The 19969-nt window shown below is 67.4% G+C and carries 17 protein-coding genes and 1 pseudogene; 6 read left to right on the plus strand and 12 right to left on the minus strand.

What is annotated here, in order from left to right; translation table 11 throughout:
- The 3 genes from AB0H12_RS41210 to AB0H12_RS41220 form a co-directional block, all read right to left on the minus strand.
- The coding region (locus tag AB0H12_RS41210; protein WP_499630932.1) for a transposase family protein at positions 1-821 on the minus strand (821 nt) is incomplete at its 3' end.
- Positions 822-944: 123 nt separating this feature from the next.
- Entirely contained in the window at positions 945-1409 is a 465-nt protein-coding gene (locus AB0H12_RS41215; protein ID WP_499630935.1) for a VOC family protein, read from the minus strand.
- Between the two features lie 85 nt (positions 1410-1494).
- Positions 1495-1899: a hypothetical protein gene (locus AB0H12_RS41220; RefSeq protein ID WP_499630938.1), complete on the minus strand. Its 405-nt coding sequence runs from the start codon at positions 1897-1899 to the stop codon at positions 1495-1497.
- A gap of 2080 nt (positions 1900-3979) precedes the next feature.
- On the opposite strand from AB0H12_RS41220, the gene AB0H12_RS41225 reads away from it, so the two are divergent.
- The 3 genes from AB0H12_RS41225 (at position 3980) to AB0H12_RS41235 (ending at position 6468) form a co-directional block, all read left to right on the plus strand.
- Positions 3980-4618, plus strand: coding sequence for an integrase core domain-containing protein (locus AB0H12_RS41225; RefSeq protein ID WP_499630941.1), 639 nt, complete (start codon positions 3980-3982; stop codon positions 4616-4618).
- A 1008-nt stretch (positions 4619-5626) separates the two neighbouring features.
- On the plus strand, positions 5627-6115 hold the full coding sequence (locus AB0H12_RS41230) for a hypothetical protein (RefSeq protein WP_499630944.1): 489 nt from the start codon (positions 5627-5629) through the stop codon (positions 6113-6115).
- Positions 6112-6468, plus strand: coding sequence for a hypothetical protein (locus tag AB0H12_RS41235; protein ID WP_499630947.1), 357 nt, complete (start codon positions 6112-6114; stop codon positions 6466-6468). The genes AB0H12_RS41230 and AB0H12_RS41235 overlap by 4 nt, the downstream gene beginning before the upstream one ends.
- A 290-nt stretch (positions 6469-6758) precedes the next feature.
- On the opposite strand, the gene AB0H12_RS41240 is transcribed toward AB0H12_RS41235, so the two are convergent.
- From AB0H12_RS41240 to AB0H12_RS41280, 9 genes are all read right to left on the minus strand, one after another.
- The gene (locus AB0H12_RS41240) at positions 6759-7424 is read right to left on the minus strand and encodes a lytic polysaccharide monooxygenase (RefSeq protein ID WP_499630950.1); all 666 of its coding nucleotides are present in this window, start codon (positions 7422-7424) and stop codon (positions 6759-6761) included.
- A 362-nt stretch (positions 7425-7786) separates the two neighbouring features.
- Positions 7787-8434, minus strand: a complete 648-nt coding sequence (locus AB0H12_RS41245) for a DoxX family membrane protein (protein ID WP_499630953.1) — start codon at positions 8432-8434, stop codon at positions 7787-7789.
- Positions 8431-8844, minus strand: coding sequence for a hypothetical protein (locus AB0H12_RS41250; protein WP_499630955.1), 414 nt, complete (start codon positions 8842-8844; stop codon positions 8431-8433). Before AB0H12_RS41250 ends, AB0H12_RS41245 begins: the two co-directional genes overlap by 4 nt.
- Positions 8845-8909: 65 nt before the next feature.
- Complete coding sequence (locus AB0H12_RS41255) at positions 8910-9617, minus strand: hypothetical protein (RefSeq protein WP_499630957.1); 708 nt, start codon at positions 9615-9617, stop codon at positions 8910-8912.
- A gap of 310 nt (positions 9618-9927) precedes the next feature.
- Complete coding sequence (locus AB0H12_RS41260) at positions 9928-12237, minus strand: family 49 glycosyl hydrolase (RefSeq protein WP_499630960.1); 2310 nt, start codon at positions 12235-12237, stop codon at positions 9928-9930.
- A 196-nt stretch (positions 12238-12433) separates the two neighbouring features.
- Positions 12434-14179: a glycoside hydrolase family 13 protein gene (locus AB0H12_RS41265; RefSeq protein ID WP_499630963.1), complete on the minus strand. Its 1746-nt coding sequence runs from the start codon at positions 14177-14179 to the stop codon at positions 12434-12436.
- 16 nt (positions 14180-14195) lie between these two features.
- Positions 14196-15098, minus strand: a complete 903-nt coding sequence (locus AB0H12_RS41270; RefSeq protein WP_499630965.1) for a carbohydrate ABC transporter permease — start codon at positions 15096-15098, stop codon at positions 14196-14198.
- Entirely contained in the window at positions 15085-16047 is a 963-nt protein-coding gene (locus tag AB0H12_RS41275; RefSeq protein ID WP_499630968.1) for a carbohydrate ABC transporter permease, read from the minus strand. Before AB0H12_RS41275 ends, AB0H12_RS41270 begins: the two co-directional genes overlap by 14 nt.
- A 25-nt stretch (positions 16048-16072) precedes the next feature.
- The gene (locus AB0H12_RS41280; RefSeq protein ID WP_499630971.1) at positions 16073-17353 is read right to left on the minus strand and encodes an ABC transporter substrate-binding protein; all 1281 of its coding nucleotides are present in this window, start codon (positions 17351-17353) and stop codon (positions 16073-16075) included.
- Between the two features lie 190 nt (positions 17354-17543).
- Between AB0H12_RS41280 and AB0H12_RS41285 the strand changes: the two genes are divergently transcribed.
- From AB0H12_RS41285 to AB0H12_RS41295, 3 genes and pseudogenes are all read left to right on the plus strand, one after another.
- Complete coding sequence (locus AB0H12_RS41285; RefSeq protein WP_499630975.1) at positions 17544-18704, plus strand: ROK family protein; 1161 nt, start codon at positions 17544-17546, stop codon at positions 18702-18704.
- Between the two features lie 91 nt (positions 18705-18795).
- Positions 18796-18939, plus strand: coding sequence for a hypothetical protein (locus tag AB0H12_RS41290; RefSeq protein ID WP_499631078.1), 144 nt, complete (start codon positions 18796-18798; stop codon positions 18937-18939).
- 10 nt (positions 18940-18949) lie between these two features.
- Positions 18950-19630 (plus strand): annotated as a pseudogene (locus AB0H12_RS41295) (hypothetical protein); the annotation flags it as partial.
- Between the last annotated feature and the right edge of the window lie 339 nt (positions 19631-19969).

Genomic DNA, 19969 nt, shown 5'->3' on the forward strand with positions numbered 1-19969 from the left:
CCGTCATCGCCACCCTGCGCAACACCGCGATCGGCTGGCACCGCACCAACGGCGACACCAACATCGCCCGAGCACTCCGACGCGCCAACCGCCGACCACACGAACTGATCACCGCTGTGACCAGCAGCTACCCCACAACGCAATGACCCTGGGTGACCCAGGAGGCGGTGGGGTGCGGTGGCGCCGAGGATGCGGATCCTGCGGCTGGCGTGTTCGATGACCGCGAGTACGTACAGGCGGGTGCCGCTCAGGGTGAAGGTCTCGAAGAAGTCGCAGGCCAGGAGTGCGTCGGCTTGTGAGCGGAGGAAGGCCGCCCAAGTTGTCGTGGTGCGTTCGGGTGCCGGGTCGATCCCGGCGTTCTGGAGGATCTGCCAGACGGTGGACGCAGCGATTTTGATCCCGAGCACGAGGAGTTCGCCGTGGATGCGGCGGTAGCCCCAGGCAGGGTTCTCTCGTGCCAGGCGCAGCACCAGTAGTCGGATCGAGCGGATGGTTCGTGGTCGGCCGGGCCGTTTGGGACGGGATCTGGCTGCGTGGCGGCGGGCGAGGAGGTCTCGGTGCCACCGCAGGACTGTCTCCGGGCGCACCAGCAGTCGGAGCCGACGAAGCGTGTCGACGGGAAGTGAGTGCAGCAGTGCCGCGAGGAACGCCCGGTCGCCGGGCGAGAACCGCGGACGGCTCTTGCCCAGTTCGCGTTCCAGGATCGTGATTTGGTGCCGCAGCACCAGGATCTCCACGTCCTTGTCCCGATCGCTCAGGGGCAGCAGGCGCAGCAACGCGAAGGCGTTGGTCACGCCGAGGTAGGCCAGTCGGAGCAGCACAGCCGGTCATCATGCCGCGTCAGCCGACGGCACTGCGGATGGCAGCCGTCCCCGTGAGCGCTTGACGTCTCTTGGGCTCATATGTCCTCTACCTGCATGGATGGAGTTGTCGGCAGGCACACCTCAACAGTGCCTCCCGGGACAGCGGGCCTCTGCCCAGAGGATTGGGCGTACCGCACGCTTTGTCGCCCCGCCTGCGAGTCGGTAGCCGAACGCCGGACTGAAAGTGAACCGAACGGCGGCCACGGTTGCGGCGCGCTCACCACCCAGTGGCCAGCCCAACAGGCAGAACGGATGGCCCACCGGATCGAGCATTACCCGGACGTCGTCTTGCGGAGGTTGCTCCGCCAGGACCGCGCCCGTGCCCTGTGCCCAGGCGGCGGGCAGGTCGTCTACCTCGATGCCCAAGCGGGCCTGCATCGGCTGACGACCAGCGACCGACTGCCAAGCGAGCGGTTCGTGGATGGCCTCGTGCTCGAAGGTCAGGACCAAGCCGCCGGATACCCGGATCTGTGCCCAGTCCTCGGCAGCGTCGGTGATCGGTGGACGACTCCCCTTCCGCTCGCTGTTGTCGCTGCCGATACCCACACCACACGACGTCCCCGCGGCCACCGCCGGCTATTACCAGCAGCGTGCCTTCATCGAGACCTCGCCGAGCAGGTCACCCGCTCAATCACCGCATCAAACCCACGTTCCCGCGCGGCACCCGGTAGCCGACGAAGCGGAAGTCGAGGTCGACCCCTGACCCGTCGAGGCGTTCGCGTATGGCCGAGTTGGCAGCGTCCTGATCAGTCGAGCAGGCGTCGGCGGAATGTCTGGAGACGACCACGATCCGATTGCTCTGTCGCCCGCGGAACGGATACGGGCGGGAAAAGTCGTCGATGGCCGCGAGGATGCCACTGAGCAGCGTGGGTTTCCCTGCGGGCTCGAGCGACTTGGCCGCCGCGGCGATCCGGTCGGGCTGGCCGGTGCCCGCGGCGACGACCTCGGCGGTGTTGGCCGGGTCTCCGCACGTCCCACCGAGGCGTCGCAGCGACAAGGACTCGTCGGAAGCCGTGTTGCCCGCGGCAACCGCCACGGCGTTGCGGCACCCGACGCCTGCACATCACCGCAGTCACAGCCCACCCGACCCAGGCCTGGACAGAACCTCCCTCCCCTTGACGCCCGTCGCGCCACGTTGGCGTGGCGGCACGGTTGGACCTCCTTCCCCGCCTCGCCGGACGGGTCCTTAAAAGACGTCGGACACCCGGCTGACCAGCAAGGACCAGATTTCGGCGTTCAACCCTGCGGGTGGTGTGCGTGGTCTCCGCCACCTGTTTTATCGGGATCGGCTTGACCTAGTGAGCATATAGGCATCACCGTTGTAGACATCAAATTCAGGGAGGTTCACATGGACGTCAGTCAAGACAAAGCACCTGTTTTCGCAGGTTAACCGCAGCTCCGCCGACCTGACGGCCGTCGGACCCTCTCGCGGCGTTGTCCCAACTTGCGTACTTATACCCAGATTGACTTACGGCAAGCCCGAAGCACTTCAACGCACGGCGCAGTTTTCCTACAGTGATCAGGAGGTGCCCCTGTGGTCTAGCGCCGGAGTTACCGGAGTTTTGCGCTTCTCGCAATCACAGGCGGTCGCGTTTTGATCATTTGGCTCTCACTTCGCGGGACGAAGCCCAGAGAGCCGCCGGAGATCATCCGCGCACTCCACGACGGCACGCCGCGACCTCCGCGCCGTCCGACTCGGCGGACCGTCGATGACTAGGTCGTCCACCCACACCACGTGGTCACCTGGGAAGCTCCGCTGCTGGCCAACATCTGGGAGTGTGGCCAAGGTCGCAGTCAACGCTTGCACTCGACTCACGTAGTGGTATCCGCAGGTCCGGAAGGTCGGCTGACCTACGGCACTCATACCGACTGACCTTGTGAGATCACTCTACGTAGGAAATTCCATCCCGAATTTTGCGGAAACCCAGCACTCACCAGGGAGTACGACAGGGCCAGGGTGCCCCAGGAACACGGAGCGTAGTCATAGCAACTTGGCGGTGCAGGGCGCTGACCCAACTCCGCTACAAACGTTGCAAACGCTCCATCAGCCACTACACGCTGAGTTTCCGCGACCTGATCGGTCGCTCCGCCGGCTCACCGACGACGCGACAGCGTGGAACCACAGCAACCTAGGAGGTGACCATGTGGTCGAGCATCGGCGTTACCGGAGTCTTCGCACTCCTGGGCGTGACGGGTGGCCGCGTCCTGATCATGTGGCTAGCTCTCCGGGGCACGAAGCCAAGAGAACGGCCGGAAATCATTCGAGCACTCAATGATGGCGGAGCGAAAATCAGACGATCTCGGCGCGCAGTTGACAACAGCGATGGCGGTTAGGCCATCCACGTACGCATCCGGCGGAGATTAGCCCGGATCTTTCGCGTGGGTGACGGCTTGACTTGAGACCGTGGTCGGTGGTTGTTGCAACCCCTCCTTTCGGTGTTCGGGGTGGTCGAGGTGGCCCGTTGTCGGCCGGGTTGCCGCCGGATTCCACTGCCCGGTGGTGGGTGCTGATCGCTCGTAGGGACGGATTCCGGCTGGTCAGGCCAGACGGGGTAGACCGTGAAGGCGCCGGTGGCCGATCACGACCAGCTCGGCCCTGTGGGGTTCCAGAACTCTGCATCTGAGCGCTGAGCTGCGGCGATCGCGCACCATGAGCCGTAGAGGCATGATCGCGAGGCATGGCGCTACGACTGCTGTACCTGTTCTTCGTCCGGGTCGTCGGGGTGGTTGGTCCTGCTCGGACGGTCATCGGCGACCAAAGACGTGGAGCTGCTGGTGCTGCGGCACGAAGTCGCCGTACTACGCCGCGCCAACCCCCGCCCACGCCCACGGCTGGAGTGGGCCGATCGCGCCGTACTCGCCGCGCTGGTGCGCCGACTCCCCCATATGCTGCGCGAGCACCGAGTGGTGACACCGGGCACCATCCTGCGGTGGCACCGGCGCCTGGTCGCGAAGAAGTGGACCTACCCCCACCGGACCGGCCGCCCACCGGTCGACGACGCCGTCGTGGCGTTGACCGAACGAATGGCCCGGGAGAACCCGGCTGGGGCTACCGCAGGATCCAAGGTGAGCTGCTCAAGCTCGGCCACCGGGTAGCCGCGTCAACGGTTCGCCGCGTGCTCAAGCGCCTGCGGATACCACCCGCGCCCCAGCGCGACACCGACACCTCCTGGCGACGGTTCCTGCAGGCGCAGGCCGCGAGCATGTTGGCCTGCGACTTCTTCCACGTCGACTGCGCCGTCACCCTCAAGCGCGTGTACGTGTTCTTCGTGATGGAAGTCGCCACCCGCTACGTCCACATCCTCGGCGCCACCACCAACCCCGATGGTCCTTGGACTACCCAGCAGGCCCGCAACCTGCTGATGGACCTGGCCGATCGGGCCGACGACTTCCGGTTCCTCATCCGGGACCGGGCCGGCCAGTTCACCGCCTCGTTCGACGCTGTCTTTCTCCGACACCGGCATCAAGGTCATGAAATTCCACCACGCTGCCCGCGAGCCAACGCCCACGCCGAACGGTTCGTCGGCACCATCAGACACGAAGCCACCGACCGACTACTCATCCTCAACGAACACCACCTGCGAGCGGTCCTGGACCGCTACGCGGCCCACTACAACCACCGCCGACCCCACCAGGCGCTACAGCTCGCACCACCGCGACCGGACCAGCCGATCACGGAGCCGCGCTGCACCTCGATACGTCGCCGACCAGTCCTCGGCGGCCTCATCAACGAGTACGAACCCACAGCCGCCTAACCGCAGGTCAGGTCGTGTAGCTGACTTTTGGAACCCCACAGGTGCTCAACGACCAGCCGTCCCATCAAGTAACCCCTGGTCGGAGCTGTTCCCATCTGCTGTGTGCCCTGCCGGGGATTCGAACCTGCGCAGCTACCGCCGAGCCTTTCGTAGCCACCGGCCAACACCACGACCTCGGAGCGCTACGACCGCTGCGGTGCGCCTGCGCGGCCTGCCCGTCCAAGCCCACACGACCCGGTCCCCGTAACCCGAACATGATCCTTGAAGACCATCCAGACGACCGCCGCCCGAGGACCACCGCCTCAACACCACACCAGCAGCGTCCATCGGATCAGGTGCCAGCGCGCGCGATCCATGAGATCGACAGCTTGGACCGCCTGGACATCGCCACCGCACGCGCCGACCGCGACCAGGAAGAACACCCGAACGGAGGACACGATTCGCTTTAGCCAACGCGACCCATTTCGCCCTACGCAAACCGATCCTCCCAAATACCGAGTTACCGACCAGTACAGACCACTGTGGACAATCGCCCCAAGATCGAAACGGACGCGCGAAAAAGCCCGCCGGCCTGGGCTTTCATCCAGATCGAGCGGGCTTCTTCAGACCGTCGGGACGACAGGATTTGAACCTGCGACCCCTTGACCCCCAGAATTGCCCAGATCTTGTTCCGACCTGCGGAAATATTGAATCCGCAGGCCTCGACAGTCCAGTTGGGTGCACCTCACCACAGTTCATCCCTGTTCACTCATCTTGAATTCTCCCAATTTCCTCCCACCCTCCTCCCACGGTGGGCTTATGTCGACGGCCGCGGACATCGAACACTTGTGCGCCCATCGAGCGGCCGGCCTTCACCAGCGCCGCCGGTGCTGTAGCGCCACGGCCACCACACCAGCGAACTCGATCAACGAGGGTCACGCTGCAGCAGGTCAGAGCCGTGACGGCCACTTCCGCAGCTACGGACGCAACAATCTGGCACCACTGCGAGTTTTAAGGTACCTTGCAACTATGTCCATCGCTGCGTCAGAGATCAACTTCAGCGATCTGTCGAACAAGCCGGCCGACTCCGTCCGCAAGCTCCAGGAGTCGCCGAGCCGGACACTGCTCGTGCACCGCCGCGGCGACGAGGAGGACCTGGTCCTCACCACGGCCAGCAGGGCACAGGAGGTCCGCGAGGTCGTCTCGACCACCACCGCCCTCTTCGTGGCGCTGATGCAGCACAGCGAGAGCGTCCGGGACCTGGTGACCGACGTGATGCCCACGGCCTTCCCCTGGGTACGATTCCTGCCGCGCGAGGACATGCAGGCATTCGTCGTCGAACTCGTCGACACCCTGCAAGCCGCCGACTCGCTGGGCACCCCGGCCCCGGTCACGCAACTCATCACCCAGTGGCAGCACACCGCCGAAGTCCACGCCGACCCACGACTCCTCGCGATCCTCCGCCAGGACGGCGAAGACCTCGGTGACGTCCCCGCACCGGGAGCAGCCACCGCGTGAGTCCGAAGAAAGGCGACCCGGTCGCCCCGCCCACCATCGGGGACGAGTGGCGCATCCGCTACTGCACCACCGAGGCGGTCAAGGGCTGGCAGGACCTCGAAACCCGAGCATCGGGCAACCTGCGCCACGCCTGGGACACCATGCGCAACGACCCAGGCCCGGGTCCCGGCAAGCCGACCAACCGCCACCACCAACTCAAAGGCAGCCTCGCCCACGGCACGCACAACGGGAAGACCCTGCCCCGCTGGCAAATCGAGGTCACCGGGGGTGACCGCATCTGGTACCTGCTGGACGCCGACAAGCACACCGTATGGGTGCAGTACGCAGGTGCCCATCCCAAAGCCACCGAGTAGAACTCAAACGTCGCACATGGACATCGCGCAGTTGAGCGCAAATCAAGTAACCAAAGTCGTCTCCGGGAGCAGTACGGCCGTAGCTGCGACAGCCGCAGCATCGACACCGCTTGATCGACAGTCAAAGCTGCGGCGGTTCAACCCGCAGGCCAGAGCTGCGAAGCCGACTTTTGGCACCTCGCAGGCTGCCACCGACGGTGCGACCGGCGTCTCCGGCGGACGCACGTCGTGCGGATCCTTGACGAGGGCGGCACCGCCCCGCTCGTCGCGGGACGGTGCCATTGCAGAAATCAGCCGAAGTCGATGTCGCTGCACAGGAAGTACTTCTGGTCCATGTGCGACGCCTTCCAGATCGTGACGAGGACGTGTCGTCCGCTGTAGCCGGAGGTGGACACGTCGGTCCTGTACTCGAACTGGGAGCCGTACCGGCCGGTCTGCTTGACGAGGTCCAGGTCGTTCCAGCCGATCATGGAGCTCGTGGGGTCGAAACCCTGCTTGGTGAGGTAGATCTTCAGGTAGTCGGCGCCGTGCCGGGCCACGTCCTGCACGGTGACGGGAAAGGTGCTGCCGACCCTGGTGGCCTTCCAGGGGCCGGGGTTGTCCATCGGTGCGTAGCGCCCGCCCTCCGAGCGCCCGGCGCTGCAGATCTGGCCGTGCGGGACGGTGCTCTCGATGTTCTCACCCAGGTTGTTGGCGTACAGGGCGTTCCAGTTCCACATGGCGTCGGCGCTCTGGTTCCAGGCCAGGTAGCACATGAAGTCCTGTTCCTGCATGCCCGGCGCGCCGGGGCCGTTCCAGCGGGTGGCGCAGCCGTAGTTGCGGGTGGGCGGGTCGACGACGGTGCCGTGGGCCGAGGCACGGGTCGGCTGGAAGGCCAGCGCCGAGGCGATGAGGGACAGCAGCAGCGCGAGGTGCAGGGCGGTCCGGCGTCGGGCTGTGGGTGATGCGGTGTGCATGCGGTGTCCTCCGTGTGTGAAGTGGTACCGGCGGCGGAGAATGGCGGGGCGGCAGGATTTCGTCCGAATGTCCGGGGCGGTGTTCCGGGCGGTGGCGTCGCCGATGTCCGACGACGCCACCGCTTCTGCACGAGCGGGACCAGCCGGCCGCCACCGAGCGGTCCCGCTCACCCCCAGCGCAGTCGGGCCACGAGGGGGCGTTCTGTGGGTGGCGTCGGCTGCGGCGTCAGGCGCTCCACGTCGTTCCGACGCCGGTTGCGTTGATGCGGGGCTGGTCGCGATCGGTGCGGCGGTAACGGTCGGAGGCGTTCCTGCGTCTCATCCGCTTGGACAGCACCCATGAGTGCGCTGCCGTTGGCGTATCAGCCGTCAGACAGGACGGGAGCGGTGACGGTGCTCTGCGCCTTGACCTCTGCGTGCTGCCCGCCCTGCGCGCGGTTGGCCGGGGCAGTCGCGGTCGACTCGGGTGCGGTCGACGGTGGGAGTGCGGCAGCGGGTGTGGGGGTGTCGGCGGCGTTGCCTTCGACTGCTCCCCTGTCGCTTCGACCGTCGCTGTGCGGTTCGCGGATCGTATGTTCCACCTCGTTGTGGTCATTCCCGACGTCGAGGAGATGCCCGGTCTGCCGCGGCTGGTCGGTGGACATGAGCACCAGGCACGCGGTGATCAGAACGAGGTTCTTCACGACGAACTCGCCCTCGGTGGTGAGCAGCAGCGGGTTGCCCGCTTGGAACGCCGTCTGCGGCTGCACCACCAGCACCAGGAAGGTCCCCAGCAGGTGGGCCAGGGCGACCGCCGCGACCCAGCGCAGTCGACGGCCGAGCCACAGTGCCGCGCCGAGCACGATCTCCGCCGTTCCGAGCGAGACCAGCAGCAGGTCGCGGTCCAGCCAGGGCACGGTGCGGGCGACCAGGTCGGCGACCGGTGTCACGTCGGCGACCTTGAGGGCGCCGAACCACACGAACACCAGGCCGAGCGAGCCGCGCAGCAGCGTCACCGCGCGGGCGGTCACGGTGCACCGCAGGTGGTGGTGTCGACGGGCTCGACGCGCCATTGGCCGTCGTGCAGGCGCAGCAGGTGCTCGCCGGTGCGCTCGCCGTGCCGCCAGGCGACCCGGGCGAGGTCCGGCCCGTCGGCGACGACGCCGAGCACCTCGTAGGGAACTCCGGGTTCGCAGTGCGCGAGCCGGTCGACGAACACCTCTCGTGTGTCGCGCTGCTGGGCGTCGGCGGTCCACATGCCCCACGCCGTGGTCGGGTCGCCGCCCGAGAGCAGGCCGAGGTAGGTGGTGGCGACCCCGCGCAACCGCGCGGCGTCCTCCGCGGTCATCGAGTAGTGCTGGTGGTGCGAGTGGTCGGGTTCGCCGGACGCGCATCCGGCGGAGACCACGACGGCCAAGGCAAGGCAGGCAAGGGTTTTCACGTGGATCCTCCCGGGATGACCGGGCAGCGGCCCCGCGTCGTTGCGGGGCCGCCACCCACCTGGCGTCAGTTGCCCAGGCGCTTGGTGCCGTACCGGGAGATCCAGTTGTTGCCGCCGACGTTCATGTCCGCCAGGACCTCGACGGAGTCGCGCGTGGCTTCCAGGCTCATCGAGCCCTGGTTGGAGCCGGCCAGCTCGTAGGTCCACGTCTGCCCGACCGGGATGTTGCGGTCGGCCAGCGGGACGTCGTGGAACCCGAACCGGATGATGTAGTGCGACTCGCCGTTGCCGCGCGGGACCTCGACGTAGTCCTGCTGGGGGTGCCCGTACTGGACGGACGCCCGGTAGTGGTGGTCCACCGAGCCCGAGGGGGCGCGGAACTTCAGCACCAGGCAGTCGGTGTGCACGGGTGCGCTGCCGGTGTTGGTGAAGATCAGCTTGCGGCTGCCGTAGAACGTGCCGCCTTCGAGCTGGGCCTTGACCGACAGGCCGACGTTGCTCTTGAAGCCGGTGTTCAGCGGCTCGTCCAGGACGGGGTTGCGACCGGGCACGGCGTAGTCCGTGCCGCGGCGGCACCGCTCCAGGGGCGAGCCGTCCACCGAGGAGGGCCCGTCCGGGTACTGCTGGCCGTGGGCCGCCGGTCCCGCGCTCACGGGGGACGTGACCGCGACGACGTTCGCGCTCGCGGGCAGCGAGGACACGACGAACGCCGCGGACAACGCGATACCGGCGACTCCGGTGGCGGACCAGGCCGTCTTGGCTGATTTCTTCATGGGTGTGCCTCCGTCAGGATCGGAAGGAAGCACCGGGGGAAATGTGTCCCGCCGGGGCTGGAACACCGTGGCGGCGGCTTCTTCAGGTTAGTGAGACGAGCTTTTTACTGTCAACGAGGAAAATGCGCGCTACTCGATCAGACCAATGCCGACATTCATCGGCGGACTTTTCGGGGAATTATTTTCCGGGCGCGGTTCCACGGCGATCCGCTTGTCATCGGCGAATCGCTTGTCGATTGTGGACGGGAACAGGCCGGTGGCCGCCGGTCGGGTGGGTACGGGTGTGCAGGCGGCCACCGCGGGGTGCCGGTCAGCCGGTGAGGGTCCACTTCTGGCTGTTCCAGGTGCCGCAGTCCCACAGGTGCAGATGGGTACCGTTGGCCGTGTTCTGGCCTTCGACGTCCAGGCAGCGGCCGGACTTGAGGTTCTTCAGGGTGCCGTTCGCCTGGAAGGCCCACTTCTGGCTGTCCCAGGTGCCGCAGTCCCACAGGTGGGCCTTGGTGCCGTTGGCGGTGGCGCCGCCTTCGACGTCCAGGCACTTGCCACCGGACTTCAGTTGCTGCCCGTCGAGCGCCCAGGTCATGGAGGGCGAGTCGGCGCAGGTCCACTGCTGGATGACGGTGCCGTTCACCGTGCCGCCGCCCGCGCGGTCGATGCACTTGGCGGTCGCGCCGTTGACGATCTCGCCGCCGGTACCCGGGCCGGGGCCGGGGTTGTTGCCGCCCGGACCCCAGGCGTTCCAGTTGTCCCAGGTCTCGGCGTCGAAGCCGATCCGGCCGAGCTTGTCCGCGGCCCAGTTGGTGCCGGACTTGTCGATGACGGTGCCGCCGACGGTGTAGTTCTCCAGCTTCAGGCCGCGGCTGTCACGCGTCTCGTTGCCCAGGGTCACCTTCTGCCCGCTGCTGTTGCTGTACCGCTTGAGGAGGCTGACCTGGGAGGAGGGGTCCAGGTGGCTCCAGGCGTCGATCTTGAGATTCTTGACGTGGATGTTCTCGGTGCTGGACAGGGCGAAGACGCGGATCGCGCAGTTGGTCATGCCTTCGACGGTGATGTTCTCGAAGGTCATGTTCTTCACCGACGTGCCGGGGTTGGCCGTGGTGGTCGAGCCCATGTTCTCCCAGTGCGAGGAGGAGTTGAGGATGCAGGTGTTGTACTTGACGTCCTTCCAGTACATCCGGTTGTGGATGACGTGGGTGTTGCTGACGCGCACGTTGTCGATGTTGCGGGGAGTCCAGCCCCACTGGATGACGGGGCCGTTCTCGTTCTTCCAGATGACGGTGTTATCGATGTTGACGTCGCTGTGGTACATCTTCAGCACGTCGTCGTTGGCGTTGAAGAACGTGTTCTTCATGGTGCTGCCGCGGTAGAGCTCGATGCCGTCGGTCTGCCAGTACCAGGAACCGACCTGCTTGTAGTTCTCGACCCGCATGCTGAAGGTCTGCTCGTCGCCGTAGACGACGAACGAGTGGTACGGGGGCTCGTTGATGGTCACGCCCTGCAGGTCCAGGTGCTGCTGCCGACCCTGCGCCGAGGCGAACTGCAGCATCTTCACGCAGCTGGAGTGGCAGTTGGACGCACCGGAGAGGTGGTCGTAGTTGTTGGCGGTGTCCGCCTCGTAGACGTACTGCTCACCGGAGAGGACGCCGTAGCCGGTCACCCGGTACAGGCCCTGGCTGTCGTCGGGGAAGCGGATGGCGCCCTTCACGTACGCCCCGGGCGCCAGGTAGACCCACTTGACCTGCTTGGGCAGCAGCGCGTGGTACTTCGAGGTCATGTAGTAGGTGCCGGGCCGGAAGTACACGATCTCCTCGCTGATCGTGTTCAGGTTGGTGGCCTGTCCCTGCGGCGGGTAGTAGGTGCTGCCCGAAGCCGAGGTGGGGATCAGCCGGTCGCGCTCCGCCCCGGCGGGCGTCGGTTCGGCGAAGATCATCATGGAGTTGCGGGGCTCGGTGTGGATGGCGCGGTTGCCGCCGCCCGATGCGGTGGTGAGCTTGCCGGCGTCGTTGGCCGGGCCCGACATGTCGTTGTACGCCGTGTACAGCTGCGGGTCGAACTCGACGGAGAAGCGGTAGCCCGCCGCGCTGTAAGGGACCTTGACGCGAACGGTGTCGCCGTCGACGAGCTGCTTGGCGAAGTTCAGGCTGCTGGGCTTGATCTTGACCTGGTCGTCCGAGGAGATGCTCTGGCCGGTGTGCAGGGAGACGTCGACCCACACGTCGGTGGCGTACTGGAAGGTCGACCAGCTCATCGTCAGGTTGGCCGACGAGGAGAACTCCGCGCCGTCCTCCTTGGTGTAGCCGATCTTACCCTTGCCGCTGCGCGGGATGCTCATGTACGCGAACGAGTCGTACCTGGTCGCCGGTGCCGCGGCGGTGGCGACCTGGACGTCGTAGAACGACGAGCGCCTGACCTTGTCGTTGGCCACCGGGCTGCCGGTGTTGAACTCGTGGTTGTCGTGCCACCACGTCTTGAGCTGCTCGCTGTCGGCGGTGGAGACGGCGGCGGCCTGGGCCGAGGGTGCCCCCGCGCTCGTCGTCCCGGCCGGCACTACGGCGCCGACCAGGGCGAGCGCGAGACCGGCGGCGAGTGCCGCCGGTCGGCTCATTCTTGCTGTGGGCATGGCGAAGTCCTCTTCTCATCATTGGGAAGGGATGCGTCACTCTGGATTCACAGGGACGCGGAAGCGCCGACGTGCACGGAACAAAAGGGAGAAAGGTTCCGAGGCGCAGTGCGCGCGAAGCGCTTCGGTTTCAGACTAGCGGTTCAACATTTTCCTTGTCAATAAAGGAAGTGCGCTCCAGTCGGCCGACATGGGTTTACCGTCCACCACGGACTGATTGTAGGAAAACGTGTGCCGACCACGGTTCCATGGCGATCCGACCATTTACGACAAGAGGATCGTCGACGTTGGACAGCAGCAGGTCGGTGACGGACCACTCGCCGTCCAGGGTGGCGGTTTGCGGTGCGCCGCTGAGGTTGGCCACGACGAGCAGCCGATCGTCGTCCAGAGTCCTTTCATAGGCGTAGAGGTACGGTTCGTCGGCCAGGAGCATCCGGAAGTCGCCGCGGGCGATCACGGGAAGTGCGTGGCGGAGCTCGATGAGCCGTCGGTAGTGATTGAAGACGGAGTTCGGGTCGTCGTACTGGGCTTGGGCGTTGAGCCAGGTGTGGTTGGGGTTGACCGGCAGCCACGGCTCACCGGTGGTGAATCCGGCGTTGGGACTCGCGTCCCACTGCACGGGGGTGCGGGCGTTGTCGCGGCCCATCGCGCGCAGGCCGCGCAGCACCGACTCCGGCTCACCGCCGGCGGCGATGACCTCGGCGTAGTGGTTGAGCGATTCGACGTCGCGCAGCTCGTGCACGCCGGCGAACGGCGCGTTGGTCATGCCCAGCTCTTCGCCCTGGTAGACGTACGGGGTGCCGCGGTGCAGGTGAAGCACAGTGGCCAGCGCGGTGGCGGATTCGCGCCAGTGCTTGCCGTCGTCGCCGTAGCGGGACACCACGCGGGGCTGGTCGTGGTTGTTCCAGTACAGGCTGTTCCAGCCGACCTCGCCCAGCTCCTTCTGCCACCGACCCAGCGAGGCTTTGAGATCGCGCAGGTCCAGCGGTTTGGGGTCGAACTTGCCGCCGGGGCCGTGGTCGAGGGAGACGTGCTCGAACTGGAACACCATGTCCAGCTCGCGCCGTCGCGGGTCGGTGAACAGCCGGGCGTCCGCCCAGGTGACGCCGGGCATCTCCCCCACGGTCAGCAGCTCACCCGGCCGGCCCTCGAACACCTCGCGGTGCATCTCCTGGAGGAATTCGTGGATGCGCGGCCCGGTGCCGTAGTGCGGGAACCCGTCACCGAGGCCGCTGGTGCCTGTAGTGGCGCCGTCGGGCAGGTCGGGGTCCTTGGAGATGAGGTTGATGACGTCCATGCGGAAGCCGTCCACGCCCTGGTCCAGCCACCAGCGCATCATCTCGTACACGGCTTGGCGGACCTCGGGGTTCTCCCAGTTCAGGTCCGGCTGTTGGGGTGCGAACAGGTGCAGGTAGTACTCCCCCGTCGCCTCGTCCGGGGTCCAGGTCGGGCCGGAGAAGAACGACTCCCAGTTGGTGGGCTCCGCACCGGGCTGCCCGGCCTCGAACCCCTCGCGTGGTGGGCGCCACCAGTACCAGTCGCGCTTCGGGTTGTCCCTGCTGGAGCGCGATTCCACGAACCAGGGGTGCTCGTCGGAGGTGTGGTTGACCACCAGGTCCATCACCAGCTTCATGCCGCGGGCGTGCACCTCGGCGAGCAGGCGGTCGAAGTCCTCCAGCGTGCCGAACGCCGGGTCGATGGCCTGGTAGTCGGAGATGTCGTAGCCGTTGTCGGCGTGCGGGGAGGCGTAGACGGGTGACAGCCAGATCACGTCGACGCCGAGCCGTTCCAGGTGGTCCAGCCGGGTGATCAGGCCGGGCAGGTCGCCGACGCCGTCGCCGTCGGAGTCGGCGAAGCTGCGCGGGTAGACCTGGTAGACCACGGCCGAGGTCCACCACGGGGCTGTGTCCACGGTTGGGGTGACCGTCTGGTCGAGAGTCATGGGTGTCCTTCGTGGGTTATTTGACCGCGCCGAGGTTCACGCCGCGCATGAGCGTGCGCTGGAAGAGCAGGAAGAACACCAGTGCCGGCAGGATGCCCGCCAGCGACGCGGCGGCCAGCGCGGTGGGGTCGCTGGTGTACTGGCCGCTCAACGCGCCCAGCGCGACCGAGACGGTCTGGTTGTCCGCCGAGGGCAGCAGCACCAGGGGCAGGAAGAAGTCGTTCCAGGTCCAGATGAAGAAGAACGTCATCAGCACCGCCATGGTGGGCCTGGTGAGCGGCAGGACGACGAGCCGCAGCACCTGGAAGCGGCTGGCGCCGTCGAGCCTGGCGGCTTCCAGCACCTCCGGTGGGAAGGTGCCGAGCACGGAGGACAGCATGTAGGTGCCGAACGCGCTCTGGAGCACGGCCAGGATGATGACGACGCCGGTCATGGTGTCGTAGAGCCCGAGGTCGCGGGTGAGCACGAACAGCGGGTACACCAGCGCTTCCTGCGGGATGGTGAACGCGAGCATGAACAGCGCGAGGATCCACACCCGGCCGCGGATGCGGCCGATGCCGATGGCGAACGCGGACAGCAGGCTCAGCGCCACCGCAATCAGGGCCACGCTGCCGCTGATCACGACGCTGTTGAGCAGCTTGCGGTTGAAGTCGACGCCGCCCCAGAAGTCGACCAGGGCGGAGAAGTCCAGCTCGGTGGGCAGCGAGACCGGCCCGTTGGCGATGTAGTCGGGCGCGGGCTTGAACGCGTTGATGACCGCGATCCAGAACGGGAACAGCATCAGCAGGCCGACACCGGCGACCAGGGCGAGCACCACCCAGCCGCTGACGCCACGCTTGCGGCGCTTGGCCTTGCGCACGACGGGCGCGGGAGGCGTTGCCGGGCTCACGACCGTCTTCTCCAGGCTACCCACGGCCATCTTCGAACCCTTCGGAGTTGCGGGTCTGGTAGCGCAGCAGCGCGACCGCGACGACCGAGATCATCAGCGCCAGCACGGACGCCACCGCGGCGCCGTAGCCGACCTTGGTGGTGGTGAAGAAGTTGGAGAACGAGAAGTAGGCGGGCACGATCGTGCTGGTGCCCGGCCCGCCGCGGGTGAGCACGAAGATCGGCGCGAACACCTTCAGCGCCGCCACCGACGTGGTGATCAGCACGACCGCGATCTCCGGCCGGAGCTGGTTGAGCGTGATGGTGCGGAACTGCTGCCACCAGGTCGCGCCGTCCAGCTCGGCGGCCTCGTACAGTGCCGGGTCGACCCGGGACAGCCCGGCCATGAACACCACCACGGTGTAGCCGATCTGGAGCCAGACCAGCACGTTCATCACCGCGTAGATGGCCAGGTCCGAGTCGCCGAGCCAGTTCTGCGCCAGACCGTCGAGGCCGAGCCCCCGCAGGATCGAGTTGATGATCCCGTACTGCGGTTGGTACATCCACTTCCACAACACGCCCGCCACCGCGATCGGCAGGATCTGCGGCAGGTAGTAGGTGGCGCGCAGGAAGCTCGCGACCTTCGACCCGAACTTCGGCGAGATGAAGTTGAACAGCACGGCCGCGACCACCACCCCGATGGCCGTCGGGAGGATCGCCATGGCCACGATGAACGCCACGCTGTGCCGGAACGACGCCCAGAACAGCGGGTCGCCCAACAACCGCTGGTAGTTCTCGAACCCGATGAACACCGGGTCGCCCACGCCACGGAAGGACGTGAGGCTGTACCAGAGGTTCATCCCGAACGGCACGGCGACGACGGCGAGGAACCCGACCGCGCCGGGCAGGATGTACCACCAGTAGCCGCCCCGGCGTTCGGACGTGCCCTGGCGCGCCGGGCGTGGCGCGACGGTGTGCGTGGCTGTGTTGAGTGAGGACATGGCGATCCTTTCGGCCCGACCGGTGCTAGGCGGTCGGCTTCCCGGCGTCGTAGGCGGTCTTGATCGCCTCGACCACCTGCTGCGGGCTCGCGTCACCGCCGACGAGGTTGGTGGTGTTGGCGACCAGGACGTCGTTGAGCCCGGCCACCGGGAAGTCCGGGTACAGGGCCAACCCGCCCTCGCCCCCGGACAGCAGCTCGGTGAACCGGTCGCCGACCAGCAGGCCCATCGCCGAGCTGGCCGAACCGGGCTCGGACGCGACCGGCACGCCGCCCTTGTCGGCCAGGAGGTTCTGCACCACGGGTCGCTGGGTGATCTCCAGGAAGTCGTAGGCGAGGTCCTTGTTCTTCGCCTTCGCGGGCACGACCCACAGGTTGCCACCGGAGCCCGGGTGCAGCTCGTTGCCCGGGAAGAGGAACTGGCCGGTCTTGAACGTGGGCTGCTCGGCGATCTGCCCGGCCCACCAGGTGCCGGAGACGAACATCGGGTACTGGCCCGCGATGAACGCGTTGCCCGCGTCCTGGGCGGGGATGCCGGTGGAGTCGGTGCTGATGTACTTCCTGTCCACCCACTGGCGCATGGTGGTGGCGGCCTTCTCCCAGGCCGACCAGTCGACGTCACCCTCGAACCGCTGGTAGGCGGCCAGGGACTTCTCGTCCATGTGCGCCAGTGCCAGCGAGTACAGCAGGTGCGGGCCAGGGTAGTCGGCCGAGCCGAGCGCCAGCGGCGTGACGCCCTTGTCGGCGAAGGTCTTCAGCGCGTTCTCGAACTCGGCCAGGGTCGTCGGCACCTGCACGTCGTGCTGGGCGAACAGGTCCTGGTTGTACCAGACGCCGACGTACTCGCCGTAGTTCGTGATGCCGTACCGCTTGCCCGACCCCATGAGCCCGTTGTCGTCGTAGAGTCCGACGTCCTGGGCGGAGTTGTCCAGCCTCCAGCCGCGGGTCGTGGCGACCTCGGTCAGGTCGGTGAGCAGACCCGCCTTGGCCACGACACCGGCGGTGGCGTTGCCCTTCAGGTACTCCAGCACGTCAGGGGTGTCTTTGGAGTCCAGGATGAGTTGGCCGGACTGCTGCATCTGCTCGTAGGTCTTGAGCTCCTGCTCGACCGTGACGCCGGGGTGCTCCTGCTCGAAGATCGAGACGGCCTGCTTCCAGGCGGCCGACAGCGCGCTGTCGTCGGTCTCCCACCACCACACCTTGAGCGTGTTCGGGTCACCGGAGCCACCTCCGCTCGAACACCCGGTCATCACCAGCGCCAAGGCGGCGGCCACCGCGGTGACCAGCCGTAGGGGGTGCTTGCGCATGTCGATCCTCCAGAGTCGCGACGGCGGCGTCGCCTACCGGGTTTTCTTTGTCGCAACATTAAGGGCGACGTCACTGTAACGCGTCAACCCGCAGCTAGTCACGTTTTCGTCACGCGAAGGGCCTTGCCAGGTAGTTTCGTCGCGGTACTATTGCGGCACGGTTACCCCCGACCTCGACGAGGAGCGCACGGTGCTCGACGCCGCCTCACCCTGGGCACCCCTGCTGCCCTCCGCCCGACGCGTGACGCTGGAGGTGCTGCTCCACGGCCCGCTGGCCCGCTCGGAGCTGGCGGACCGCCTGGGCCTGTCGACGGCGAGCCTGACCCGGCTGACCAAGCCGCTGATGGACGCCGGCCTGCTGCGCGAGGTGGAGACGCCGAACCTGCGCGGCGGCGGGCGACCGCTGCAACCGCTGGACGTCGACCCGGACGTGCAGCGGTTCATCGGCATCAAGCTCACGGGCTTCCGCGCCTACGGCGTGCTGACGAACCTGCGCGCGGACATCCTCGGCAGCGCCATCGTCGAGATCACCGACCAGAGCCCGGAAGCGGTCGTGGCCAGGATCGCCGAACTGGTGGACACGCTGAACGACCAGGCACGCCCGGTCGCGGCGATCGGCATCGGCATCGGCGGTGTGGTCCGGGACTTCACCCGCGTGCAGCGGGCGGTGTTCCTGCACTGGGGCGAGGTAGACCTGGGCGCGGCGGTCGCCGAGGCCACCGGCAGGCCGACCGTGGTGTCCAACGACCTCGACGCCCTGCTGGAGGCCGAGCACTGGTTCGGCGACGGCCGGGACGTGCAGAGCTTCGCCGTGCTCACCATCGGCGCCGGTGTCGGCGGCGGGCTCGTGATCCACGACCACCTCGTCAGCGGCCCGGACTCGGGCCTGGGCCTGCTCGGGCACTTCCCCGTCGACCCGCTCGGCCCGGTCTGCCCGGAAGGGCACCGCGGCTGCGTGAAATCCCTGCTCACCACCGATGCCATCCGGTCACAGGCCGCCCTGACCCTGGGCAGGTCCGTCACCTACGACGAGGTGCTCGACCTCGCCGAAGCCGGGAACCAGATCGCCGACCAGATCGTCGGCCGCGCCGCGCACGCGTTCGGCACGCTGATCGCGGCCGTCGCCAACATCGCCCAACCCGAGCGGATCATCCTCACCGGCGAGGGCATCCGCCTCGCCCAGGTCGCCGAGTCACGCGTGCGGGCGGGCATCGCCCAGGCCCGCCACGCCGAGGCCTCCCCCATCGACCTGCGCTTCATCAACGACGACCCGACGCTCTGGGCCCGCGGCGCCTCCGCCGTGGCCATCCAGCGCACCGTGCTCGCCACCCTGACCCTGCGCACCGCCTGATCCCCATCGCACGAACCCGTTCCGCGGCGGTAGCAGCCGTGGCGATGCCGCACGCCCATCACCGCCGATGGAAGCTCAACGAGGAGCACCCATGCGCACGTCCCGTCCCCACCGCGGCAGAGCGCTCGCGCTCGCCGCCGCCTGCCTGCTCGTGGCGCAACCGGCCACCGCCGCGCCCGAACCACCCGTCGCTCCCCGGTGCGCCCGGAGCGTCAGCCACCTGGACCACCGGTGACAAGGAGGGCATCGGCACCTCCACCACCGCCGGGTCGAAGGTGTGGTTCACCCTCACCGGCGGCACGCTCAGCGAGATCTACTACCCCAGCGCCGACACCCCCAACTCCCGCTCCCTCGAGTTCGTCGTCACCGACGGCAAGTCCTTCACCCAAGGGGAAACCCGGGACACCACCCGCACCGCCGCCCTGGCCGACCAGAAGTCGCTGACCTACCGGCAGACCAGCACCGACACCGGGGGCCGTTGGACGCTCACGAAGACCTACATCACCGACCCCGCCAGCGCGACCGTGCTCGTCGACGTCGACTTCCGCTCCCTCAAGGGCGCCGACCTGAAGCTCTACACCCTGTTCGACCCACAGCTGGCAGGCGACTCGGGCCACGACACCAGCCGCGCCACCAGGGATGCGCTGACCGCCGTCGACACCCACCTGCCCGACCGCCCCGTCGCCAGTGCGCTGGTGTCCAGCACCGGCTTCACCTCCACCTCCACCGGCTACGTCGGCACCAGCGACGGTCTCGCCGACCTCACCGCGAACTTCGCGCTCACCTCGCGGTACGCACAAGCCGGTCCCGGCAACGTCGCCCAGGTCGCGCAGCGCCCGACCGGCCGGGGCGGCGCCACCCGCACCATCCTTGCGATCGGCTTCGGGGGCACCGAGCAGGCCGCGCTCATCAGCGCCCGCGCGAGCCTGCACCGCCCGTTCGAGGTGACCAAGCGCTGGTACCAGCTGGGTTGGCATCTCTACACGGCCTCGCTCAAGGCTGTGCCCAAGCAGTTGCGCGGCGACCTGCTCGACCAGTACTGGGCCTCCGTCATGGCGGTCAAGGCGCACGAGGACAAGACCCACCCGGGCGCGTTCTCCGCGTCGCTGACCATCCCTTGGGGCCAAGCCGTCCCGGCCGACGGCTCCTCCGGCGGCGGCACCGGCTACCACTTCGTGTGGGCCCGCGACATGACCACCAGGTCTCCGCCCTGCTCGCCGCCGGTGACACCGCCGCCGCCCGACGGGCCGTGGACTGGCTGTTCA

Source organism: Actinosynnema sp. NPDC023794 (genome assembly GCF_040639675.1).
In the GTDB taxonomy this organism is placed as follows: domain Bacteria; phylum Actinomycetota; class Actinomycetes; order Mycobacteriales; family Pseudonocardiaceae; genus Actinosynnema; species Actinosynnema luteola.